At 57.7% G+C, this 10,616-nt stretch carries 10 protein-coding genes; 5 read left to right on the top strand and 5 right to left on the bottom strand.

The features are described from left to right. Positions 1 to 133: 133 nt before the first annotated feature. A complete protein-coding gene (locus OKC43_RS02890) occupies positions 134 to 1,027 on the bottom strand; it encodes a DNA replication terminus site-binding protein (RefSeq protein ID WP_270803837.1) in 894 nt (297 codons plus the stop codon). A gap of 523 nt (positions 1,028 to 1,550) precedes the next feature. On the opposite strand from OKC43_RS02890, the gene OKC43_RS02885 reads away from it, so the two are divergent. Then, on the top strand, positions 1,551 to 1,760 hold the full coding sequence (locus tag OKC43_RS02885; RefSeq protein WP_005337823.1) for a DUF1127 domain-containing protein: 210 nt from the start codon (positions 1,551 to 1,553) through the stop codon (positions 1,758 to 1,760). A 293-nt stretch (positions 1,761 to 2,053) separates the two neighbouring features. Further along, on the top strand, positions 2,054 to 3,079 hold the full coding sequence (gene astE / locus OKC43_RS02880) for a succinylglutamate desuccinylase (protein WP_270803835.1): 1,026 nt from the start codon (positions 2,054 to 2,056) through the stop codon (positions 3,077 to 3,079). Between the two features lie 160 nt (positions 3,080 to 3,239). Here astE and OKC43_RS02875 read toward each other — a convergent pair whose 3' ends face one another. Together OKC43_RS02875 and gloB are read right to left on the bottom strand one after the other, a co-directional pair. After that, a complete protein-coding gene (locus tag OKC43_RS02875) occupies positions 3,240 to 4,793 on the bottom strand; it encodes a lytic transglycosylase (protein WP_005361719.1) in 1,554 nt (517 codons plus the stop codon). Positions 4,794 to 4,863: 70 nt separating this feature from the next. Further along, positions 4,864 to 5,628: a hydroxyacylglutathione hydrolase gene (gene gloB / locus OKC43_RS02870; RefSeq protein WP_005337817.1), complete on the bottom strand. Its 765-nt coding sequence runs from the start codon at positions 5,626 to 5,628 to the stop codon at positions 4,864 to 4,866. Positions 5,629 to 5,700: 72 nt separating this feature from the next. Between gloB and OKC43_RS02865 the strand changes: the two genes are divergently transcribed. Next, positions 5,701 to 6,423 (top strand): methyltransferase domain-containing protein, encoded by a 723-nt coding sequence (locus OKC43_RS02865; protein WP_005361718.1) that lies wholly within the window; start codon positions 5,701 to 5,703, stop codon positions 6,421 to 6,423. Here OKC43_RS02865 and rnhA read toward each other — a convergent pair. Continuing rightward, positions 6,411 to 6,875, bottom strand: a complete 465-nt coding sequence (gene rnhA, locus OKC43_RS02860) for a ribonuclease HI (protein ID WP_021231230.1) — start codon at positions 6,873 to 6,875, stop codon at positions 6,411 to 6,413. The genes OKC43_RS02865 and rnhA overlap by 13 nt on opposite strands. 79 nt (positions 6,876 to 6,954) lie before the next feature. Between rnhA and dnaQ the strand changes: the two genes are divergently transcribed. Both dnaQ and OKC43_RS02850 read left to right on the top strand, forming a co-directional pair. Then, positions 6,955 to 7,689, top strand: a complete 735-nt coding sequence (gene dnaQ / locus OKC43_RS02855) for a DNA polymerase III subunit epsilon (RefSeq protein WP_064336501.1) — start codon at positions 6,955 to 6,957, stop codon at positions 7,687 to 7,689. Then, positions 7,686 to 8,951 (top strand): TIGR03503 family protein, encoded by a 1,266-nt coding sequence (locus OKC43_RS02850; protein ID WP_201948197.1) that lies wholly within the window; start codon positions 7,686 to 7,688, stop codon positions 8,949 to 8,951. Before dnaQ ends, OKC43_RS02850 begins: the two co-directional genes overlap by 4 nt. Positions 8,952 to 9,044: 93 nt before the next feature. Here OKC43_RS02850 and OKC43_RS02845 read toward each other — a convergent pair whose 3' ends face one another. Next, a complete protein-coding gene (locus tag OKC43_RS02845; RefSeq protein WP_139741499.1) occupies positions 9,045 to 10,562 on the bottom strand; it encodes an HD domain-containing phosphohydrolase in 1,518 nt (505 codons plus the stop codon). Positions 10,563 to 10,616: the final 54 nt, after the last annotated feature.

Genomic DNA, 10,616 nt, shown 5'->3' with positions numbered 1-10,616 from the left:
CGCCACCTTTCATACCGCCTATCGATACAGAAAAGGGGAGAACATCCAGGATGTTCTCCCCTTTCTTATTTGGGGTGCTGATGCGGGATACTTCGTTTATCGCGGCAAGGCGGCCCAGCTATTCCTGATCCAGTCACCCCTGATAGAGATAGAGGTGCAGCCGCTCGATGATGGGCTCGCCGCCAATCTTGCGATCTCGCCGCGCCTGCCGGCTCTTGGGGGGATAGTTGCCCAGATGGGTGACTGCAGGCGGGCTGTCCGAGCAGAGCAGCAGAGGCAGGCTCGCCTTGATCTGCTGCTTGCGCGGGGTGCGCTCCAGCCAGAGCAGGTTGATCATCGGGTGGGTCTTGACCGGGCGGCGGATCCGCAGCTCGGCATCGGCGGGCAGGCGGCGAATGTCGTACACCTCCTGATCCACCATCTTGCTCCACTCCTCGTTGTTGGAGAGGGCCGGTATATAGCGGCGGCTGCGCTCCAGCATCTCAAGCACCTGCTCGCGACTGAGGCGATTGATGGTCTGCTTGTCAGCCCAGGTAAAGCCGAGGGATTGCAGCTCACCTGTCAACAGGGTCAGCTTGCGGTAGACCTGCAGAGTGATCACCCCGGGCAGGGCGGTATGTACCAGCTCGAACTTCTCGTCCCGTCCCCCCGCCTGCTGCACCAGCGCCTTGAAATCGAGTTTGTGCTGGTTGATTTGGTCGATCAGCGGTTGCAGCAAGGGGGCTGCGGCGGCAGGAAAGCGCAACCAGCCGGGCAGCCGATGAGTTGCCTTGGTGGAGCAGCCGGGGCGGGCGCTGTGGTCCCGATAGGCGGCGAGGGTGGCCGCCAGCGCGGCTTCACCGTTGAGATAGCCCACCTCAATTTGCTCGATCGGGTCGTGCTCTTCCCCCTGTGCAACCGGGGGGAGAGGATAGACATGAGCCTCCTGCAGGTCGAGCTGGCAAAGCAGATCGGCCAGCTGGTTGAGAGAGGCTTCAATGGCGGCCATCTGTTGACGCAGGGCGGCGGTCGGGGTAAAGGTATCCATCGATGATCCTGTGGTTTCATCCGCCGCTGACGGCATAAACGATGGCGTCAGGGCAGGGGAATAAACTACTGTATAAATAACCATACCAGTATGCCGGTTGCGCGCCAAGAGGGGCGTTTTCGGGTCTTCATCGAGGGAGCTGCGCGGGAGAAAGAGTAAGTTTGTTTTATGTTTCATCGTGTTAATTTAAGATCGCAAAGAGATCGACAAATTAACAATCGAATGTAATGACGGGGTTGCCACCCATGGCATGTCCATTGGCGAGTGCATAGGCAATGCGGTAAATTGCATATGTAAGGTGGTGCCATGCAGCACAATATGCTGCGGGCCGTTGATGGTCGAATGGTGATTTAATTATTCTTTATAAATCAAAGCATTAAAATTGTATCAGTCAGTTTTTTACTATTAGTTTTCCTAATGTAACGTATCAAAATTCGTCAATTGAGTCGGCCCTGCTCCCTGACTAAGCTTTGCGCATCAAATAAAGCCCAGTGCGTAAACAAATATTCAGAGGAGCCACATCATGGCCAACATGACTTATACCGAAACCGGTTACCAGCATTCCAGCCAATTGAATCTGGTTGCTCGCGTTAAAATGACCGTTCTGACCTGGCTGGAGCGCAGCCGCAGCCGTCGCCAGCTCTCCGAGCTGCCCGAGTACCTGCTCAAAGACATCGGCCTGAACGAAGCTGACCGTTATCAAGAGACCACCAAGCCGTTCTGGCGTGGTTGATCAGCCGGGCATGGATGCCTCGTTTTTCTGCTGATCCGTTTTCCGCTCTGCCCCTGTGGCGCCCTGCCATCGGGCTGGCAATAGTCAGTGTTATCTCTCCTCGTTTTCCCCCTGTTATTCGTTGATCCTCTTTCCTCTCTTCTTTATTTCACATCGCTATTTTCATTGAGTCATCGTTCGATTGTTATCACAATTGTGTCGTTAATGTTTGAATTTGTTTAAAAAACGATTTTAAGCCGCGATGCCTTGCGTATAATCCGGCCATAGTATTCCAGAGCGAGAGGGTGAGACGGATGATTCCCCAGCACGATTTTTTGGCCCTGACCCGCAGTAATGAGTGGCAGCTTGAGCCCTTTGAATTTGCCCTGCCCGATGGCACGCGGGTCAGTGTCTGGGATACGGGAGTGCTCTGTCTGGAACCTGCCAGTGGCGCGGGCGATCAACCTGGCGGACGCAAGGATATCGTCCTCTCCTGCGGCATTCACGGCAATGAGACCGCCCCTATCGAGATCTGCAACCAGCTGCTGAGCCGCCTGCTCTCTGGCGAGCTGAGCGCCCGCCATCGGGTGCTGTTCCTGTTTGGCAATCCGGCGGCGATGAATCTGGGGCTGCGGGAGGTAGAAGAGAACATGAACCGCCTCTTCTCCGGTGCCCACAGCAAGGGGGAGGGGCTTTGCAACCGGGAGCGGATCCGCGCCATGCGCCTTGAGCAGTATGTGAGCCGCTTCTTTGCCGATCCGGCCCGTCCTCGCTACCACTACGACCTGCACACCGCCATTCGTGGCTCGCGCCACGAGAAGTTCGCCGTTTACCCCTTCCCCCATGAGCGGCCCCACTGCCGCGAGCAGGTGCAGTTCCTCGGCGCCTGCGGAGTACGCACTATTCTGCTCTCCGCCAGCCCGACCACCACCTTCAGCTACTACAGCTCCCGCCAGCATGGCGCCCACGCCTTCACGGTGGAGCTGGGCAAGGTGCGTCCGTTTGGCGAGAACGACATGACCCGCTTTATCGAAACCCGGCAGGCACTGCAGGAGCTGGTCACTCAGGATGAGGTGGTGCTCGAACCCTGGCGGGCGGATGATTTCACCCTGTTTGCCATCGATCGGGTGATCACCAAGAGATCGGAGCAATTTCGCTTCCTGTTTGCCAGCGATGTGGACAACTTCACCGAATTCCCGCAAGGGTTCGTGCTGGCCGAGGATGGCGAGCTGCGCTACACGGTCGAGCAGCCGCGCGAAGCGGTGGTCTTCCCCAACGCCAATGTGGCGATTGGTCAGCGCACCGTGCTGATGGTGGTGCCGACAAGGCTCTGGGAATAGCTGTGATAGTTTTGCCTGCAGAGCGGTGATGCATCCGCAGGCGGCGCCAAGCCATTGTTTTAGTCGGCGGCTTAGACACAGCAGCGGTTAGCCGCAGTAATAAAAAACGGGGCCAGTCAGATGACTGGCCCCGTTTTTTATCGGATTCAAGCGGTGAGGCTTAGCTGTTGTTCTTCACAAACAGGGTCAGCTCCTGACCGGGCTTGAGGTAATCCCCTTTATCCAGCTGATTCCAGCGCATCACATCGTTGATGGCCACCTGGAAGCGAGCTGCGATGGAGGAGATGGAGTCGCCACGGCGAACCTGATACACCATCGATTTGTCGCTCTTCTTCCCTTGCTTGGGATAGACCACCAGCTTCATGCCTGGCTTGAGCGCCGACTTGGCATTCAGACCATTCCACTTGGCGAGCTCTTCGTGGGAGACGCCGTGTGCCTGGCTGATGCTCCACAGGTTGTCACCCGAGCGCACCTTGTAACTGACTTTGGCCTTCTGGCTGCTGCCACGGCTTGCCAGCTGTTGCGGTTTGCTGGCGGAGCTGGCCTTGCTGCTGACCTGACCGTGGGTCGGGATCACCAGTTGCTGACCGCGACGCAGGTTGTTGCTGCGCAGATTGTTGGCCAGCTTCAGCTCGTTCACGCTGACGCCATGATTCTGGGCAATGCGCGACAGGGTATCGCCACTGGTGACCTGATAGGAGCGGGTACGAATACGCTCGCTCTTGGGCAGATCGGCCAGTGCCAGCTCCAGGGTATCGGCATATTCTACCGGTACCAGCAGGCGGTAAGGACCACGGGGCGACATCACACCACGGCTCAGGGCCGGATTGACCTCCTTGAGCTGTGACGTGCGCAGACCTGCCAGTTGGGCGGCCACATTCAGATCGATCTGGCTGCCGGTCTCCACCACTCGCAGCTTCGGCTCGTTGGCGAGCACCGGCAACTGGATATTGTACTTGTCCGCATTGCTGATCATGTCAGCCATGGCGAGGATCTTCGGCACATACATCCGGGTTTCCCGGGGCAGATCGAGCGACCAGTAGTCGGTCGGCTTGCCTGCGCGCTGGTTACGCTGGATGGCGTTGCGCACCCGTCCTTCACCGGCATTGTAGGCGGCCAGCGTTTGCAGCCAGTCACCGTCAAAGAAGCGGTTCAGGTACTCCAGATAGTCGAGCGCCGCATTGGTGGAGGCCAGCACATCGCGCCGTCCGTCATACCAGTTGTCGTGGCGCAGACCGAAGTTTCTGCCTGTCGCTGGCACAAACTGCCAGAGTCCGACGGCATTGCTGCGGGATCGGGCATGGGGATCAAACATGCTCTCGATCATCGGGACAGTAATAAGCTCCATTGGCAGCTCACGCCGTTCAATCTCCTCTACCATCAGATAGAGGTAGGGTTCAGCCCGGCTGGCAATGGTCGCCAGATGCTTATCATTGCGCAACAGCCACTCACGTTGCTGGCGGATGCGCGGATTGTCCGGAGTTTCCAGTTGCATATCATCGCTGATACGCACCCACAGATTGTCCGTATCTTCCATTTCGTCCAGCTGTTCATCGCCAAACAGGAAATGGGAAGAGTGTTTTTTATGCGCTTTTTTCTTGACCTGGGGGGACTTGATCGGCTCGATTGCCGTTAGCGCCCGGTCATCCTGATGGCTCAGGTTTTGGCAGCCGCTGAGCAACAGCGCTGCCAATAAGGCCGTTCGTACCTTCATCTCGTTCCGGTCATTTTTAGGAAAAACAGCTCGCATCATAAGGGGCAATGGCCCCCTGATCAAGGTTTGTTCAAAAAACGTCCTTCCACTGACGCAGGATGGTGAAGGTATCTACCGGATTTTCCACGCATTTTAGCCCATGCTTTTCAGCAGAAAATTTCACTGAATCCTGTTCGCAGCGCAGAAAAATGTTGAAAGTGCGTTCGTCACCCAGCCGGGTTGGCAGGCTTGGCAGCCCTTGTTGCCGCAGTTTGCTGATCAGCCCGATCTGGCGGCGGATCGCCGGGTTGTCCGGCTCGACCGCATAGGCAAAACGCAGGTTGGAGAGGGTGTACTCGTGGGCACAATAAATGAGTGTCTCATCGGGCAGGGCGGCGAGTCGTTGCAGCGAGTGGTACATCTGCTCCGGCGTCCCTTCAAACAGGCGGCCACAACCGGCCGAGAAGAGGGTATCGCCACAAAACAGCATGCCGTTACCGTGGTAGGCGATGTGGCCGCGAGTGTGCCCGGGCACATGGATCACCTCGAGGGCGAGGCCGTGCCAGTTGATCTGATCGCCATCTTCCAGCCACTGACCGTGGTGATCCGGCATCGGGTCAAGTTTGGGGCCATAGAGCCGGGCGTGGGGGAAGTGGGCAAGCAGGTCGGTGACACCCCCGACATGGTCGTGATGGTGATGGGTCAGCAGGATGGCATCGAGCACCAGCCCCAATGCCTCGAGCCGCTCCAGCACGGGTGCGGCATCGCCCGGATCGACCACCAGACAGTGATTTTCGTGGCGGATCAACCAGATGTAGTTGTCATTAAAGGCTGGAACTGTGATCACTGGATACATGAGTCTGCTTCTCTTTAGGGAGGGTATCTTATATAACAGGATGGCGTTCGAAACCCCGAGTTGAGCCCTATTATGCAGGTGGCACGTACCGAACAACAAATCGAGATCCCGACCAGCTGGTCTGCATTGCCTATGGGGGACTGGGTGGCGGCCGAGATCCAGGATCGGCTCGACAACTGGTGCCCCAATCTGTTTGGGTATCATCTGCTGAAAATTGGCGCTCTGAGCGCCGAACTCTCCTGCAAACGCTCCTCCATTCGTCACCAGATCGGGGTCGCCCCCGGCGGGCGGCTGCTCGACATGTATGGCGATCCCCTCGATCTGCCGGTGCGGACCGGCAGCGTCGATGCCTGCCTGCTGGCCCACTGCCTCGATTTCTCTGCCGATCCTCATCAGGTGTTGCGCGAAGCCGAAAGGGTGCTGACCGACGATGGCTGGCTGATCATCAGTGGTTATAACCCCATGAGTCTGGTCGGGATCGGTCACTGTGTGCCGTTCTTGCGGCGCAGAATGCCCTGGTCGGCACGGATGTTCACCCCGGGGCGGGTGACGGACTGGTTGCATCTGCTGGGATGCGAGGTGATGTTCGACGAGCGTTTCGGTTACTCGTTTATGGGGAAACAGAGCTGGCACAGTTGGTGGCGGGAGAGTATCGGGCGGGATTATTGCAGGGCATTTGCATCGGTATACGTGATTGCGGCCCGTAAACGGCGCTTTCCACTTATCCCGGTGCGGCGGCGCTGGCAGCTGCCAAAGTCCCTCGCCACACCGGGAATGGCCCGTCAGGGCTGGTAGCCGGTATCTTCGGCCAGATCCTTGCCGCAGGCGGCCTCTCTGGCCAGCTCGTCGCACCGTTCGTTCTCCGGGTGGCCGGAGTGACCCTTCACCCAGAGCCACTCAATCTGGTGGCGACCCACTTCCGCATCCAGCTCCTTCCAGAGATCGACGTTCTTGACCGGTTGCCGGTTGGCGGTCATCCACCCTTTCTTCTTCCAGCCGATGATCCACTGGGTGATCCCCTGGCGGACATACTGGCTGTCGGTGGTGAGGCGCACCTTGCACGGTTCGTTGAGGGTGCGCAGCCCCATGATAGCGGCCATCAGCTCCATCCGGTTATTGGTGGTCAACCTGAATCCTGCGGAAATCTCTTTGCGGTGCTTGCCGTAGACCATCACGGCCCCGTAACCACCCGGGCCCGGATTGCCGAGGCAGGAGCCGTCGGTATAGACATCAATCTGTTTTAACATGAGCAATCAATCTGTTTTAACATGAGGCTTGGGGTAAACTAGCGAGTAAGTAAAGCCGAAGTTTGACATAGATTGGATCATGAACACACCCCAACTGAATCGCCAGATCATTCTGGATACTGAAACCACAGGTATGAATACGGCGGGTGGCCCTGTCTATCTGGGGCACCGCATTATCGAAATCGGCTGTGTGGAGGTGATCAACCGCAAGCTGACCGGTAACCACTATCACGTCTATATCAAGCCTGATCGTCTGGTCGACCCGGAAGCGATCCAGGTGCACGGTATCACCGACGAGTTCCTGCGTGACAAACCGTCGTTCAGCCAGATTGCCGACGAATTCCTTGAGTTCATCCGCGGCGCCGAACTGATCGCTCACAACGCACCGTTTGACGTGAGCTTCATGGACTACGAGTTCAGCAAGCTCGGACTCAACTTCAAGACGGCGGATATCTGCACCATCACAGATACCCTGGCGATGGCGCGGGATCTCTTCCCTGGCAAGCGCAACAACCTGGATGTGCTGTGCGATCGTTACGGTATCGACAACTCCCACCGTACCCTGCACGGGGCTTTGCTCGATGCGGAGATCCTGGCGGACGTCTACCTGCTGATGACCGGCGGCCAGACCAAACTCAATCTGGCCACCGAGAGCAACGAAAACGAAAGCAATCAGGACACCAGCATTCGCCGGTTGGAGAGCAACCGACCTGCCCTCAAGGTGGTGCGTGCCAGCACCGAGGTTCAGGCCCTGCACGAGGCGAGACTGGATCTGGTACAGAAAAAGGGAGGAAGTTGTCTGTGGCGGCAATGAGCAAGTGGTGTGCCGGTCTGCTGTTGTTGCTCTCGCTGGGGGCGGCGGCGACCGAGGTATTTGCCCCTTCCGATATTCCGCTGCTGGATAACCGCTTTCGCATCGATTACGGCGTGAAGGAGATCACCTTTATTATCAAGCGCAAGCCGGGCACCCCGTCCGTGATCCTGGTTCGCCCCGATGGCAGCAAGCTTTACGTGGGCAAGGTCAAACCCGCAGATGTGGGTTGGCTGGCGTTGCCGGAGCACGATCTCATTACCCTGCGCAATCCCATGCCGGGCCCCTGGCAGGCGATTGGCGAGGTGGATCCCGACAACCGGGTGCGCATTCTCTCCGATATCCGGCTCGATATCGCCGCCCTGCCGATGCAGCTCTATCAGGGGGAGGTGGTCAAGCTCAAGGCGTGGTTGCTGATCAATGGTCAGCCGCCGAAAGATAAATACTATCTCTCTGACCTTGGCATGACCGTCAAGCTGCAATCGTTCAGCGATGCCGATAAGAAAGAGGTCGTGCTGGATCAAGTACTTGGCCACTATCGCGATGATGGCAAGGGGCTCGACGAAGTGCCGGGTGATGGCATCATGACGGCGGAAGTGACGCTGCAGGATATTCCCGGTGGCAAGTACCGCGCCATGTTCAGCACGGGCAATCAGGTGTTTGTCCGTGCCCGTTATCAGGATGTGCTGCTTTACCCCTATCCGTTCAGCTATAACTTGTCGCCGCCTTCGGAAGAGCTGGGAGCCAAGCTCTCACTGCTAATCGACCGTGATGAGCTGGATCCCGCCTCCGTGGTGGTCAAGGGGAGTGTGACCAGCAATGTGGGCGGCCTCTACGAGTTCAGCGAGACCGCCAGCGACCCCAAGCTTGATATCGATCTCTCCAACATCAAGGAGGTCGGTCAGCATGAGGTGAAAGCAACCCTCTATGGCACCACTCGCCTCGGCCGTGAGCTGAAAATCGAGTTGCCGGTGAAAACCTTCAATGTATTCCCGCCACCGCCGCCTCCTGTAGAGGTGGTGTCGGCCGCCGCACCGGCCTCCAGTGCCGAGGCGACCCATGAAGCTCCGGCAGAGGAGGAAATGGGCTGGCTGATCTGGGCATTGGCGGGGGGGGGTGTGCTGCTGGCGGTATTGGGTGGGGTCGGGTTTGTGGTGATACAAAAACGGCGTGCCCTGAAGCGTGCTCTGGCCGCTGCGCAGGCCGAGAATCAGCAAGCCGGACAACCTGCTGCCAAGCTGGATCTCAATCTGCCAGAGCAGTAACCCTCGTACTGAAGTGGCGTGATGCCAGAGATAAAAAACCGCCCTGATAAGCAGGGCGGTTTTTTTTAGTTCATAAACAGAACAAGCTGGCTATCAGTGTTCGCCGATATAGACATCCTTGTTCTGCTCGCGGATCTCGAGGAACTTGTCCAGATTGGCCATCATCAGCTCGACCAGCTGGGGGTCGAAATGCTGCCCCTTCTCCTCTTCAATCAGGGCCAGCACCTTGTCCAGCGGCCACGCCTTCTTGTAGCAGCGATCCGAACCCAGGGCATCGAACACGTCAGCCAGCGCCACAATCCGCCCCTCCAGCGGAATATCCGTCCCTTTCAGACCGCGGGGATAGCCACTGCCATTCCACTTCTCATGGTGATTGCCAGCGATGGTGGCACCAATCTGGAACAGCGCCAGATCGCTGCCGGAGAGCATATCCTGCCCGAGCTGGGCGTGGGTTTTCATGATCTCCCACTCCTCCGCTGTCAGCTTGCCCGGCTTGTGCAAGATGGCATCGGGAATTCCCACCTTGCCAATATCATGGAGCGGCGAGGCACGTTTCACCAGCTCGCTCTGCTCTTCGCTCATGCCCATCAGGTGGCAGAACTGTTCGGTATAGAGCGCGACCCGCTTGACGTGCAGCCCTGACTCTTTGGAACGGGTTTCGACCAGTTCGCCGATGCGATAGATGATCTCCCGCTGGTTGTCGGCGATAACCTCATTGAGCCGGATATTCTCCAGCGCCACTATGATGTTTTCGGTAAACAGGGTCAGCAGACTGGTATCGATCTGGCTGAGCTGGCGGGTGGTCTCGATGTGGAACAGCAGGTGGTGGCGCGGATTCTGGCAGTAGAGCACCATCTGGGTGGCGTTATAGACATTGCTGCGCTTGCTCATCGCCTGGCGCAGGATCTCCGGCGCTTCTGTGAGGAGCATGGCGGGATGGCCGGGGAGCAGGGGCTCCAATACTTGATCCTTCACCTCATAGGCGTATTGCTTGACGTCGTATATCTGGGTTTCCCCCAGATGGAGCAGGGCGCTGAGCTGCTCCTGAGCGCCTTCGACAAACTGGCGCAACGCCCGTTTCTCAAAGATCCCCTTGGAGGCTTCGATGACTTTTTCCAGCCCCTGACGGTTACTCTCCAGGGTGCGGATATCCCGATAGGATCGCAGGCTGGCCCGCAGCAGGGTGCGCAGCTTCTGGGAGGTGAGCTCGGTTTTATCCTTGTAGTCGTTGATGTCGTAGTTGGTGACCACGTCATCTTCCGGCGCCTGGCCGGGTTGGCCGGTACGCAACACGATGCGTACCATCTTGTTTTGCAGATCTTCACGGACGTATTTGACGACATCGAGGCCGGCGTGGTCGACCTCCATCACCACGTCCAGCAGCAACAGGGCAACGTCCGGGGTGGTGGCCAGCAACTCTTTGGCCTGTGCCGCGGAATAGGCATGCAGAAAATCGATGGGGCGATTGTCAAACTCGAATTTGTTCAAGGTGATTTTGGTGATGCGATGCACTTCAGGCTCATCGTCAACAATCATCACCTTCCAGCCCGCTTGCTGTGCGTCGGGGAGGGAGAGATCGTCATCATCAATAATCAGGATCTGGTCATCCATCATACAATCCTGTTTGGCATCCTGTGCTTACATTAACTGCTTCACTAAGGATAG

Origin of the sequence: Aeromonas sp. Y289-2 (assembly GCF_027705925.1) — a bacterium.
Taxonomy (GTDB): Bacteria; Pseudomonadota; Gammaproteobacteria; order Enterobacterales; family Aeromonadaceae; genus Aeromonas; species Aeromonas veronii.
Note: the sequence above shows the minus strand (reverse complement) of the source record. Positions and strands in the feature narration are given on the sequence as shown.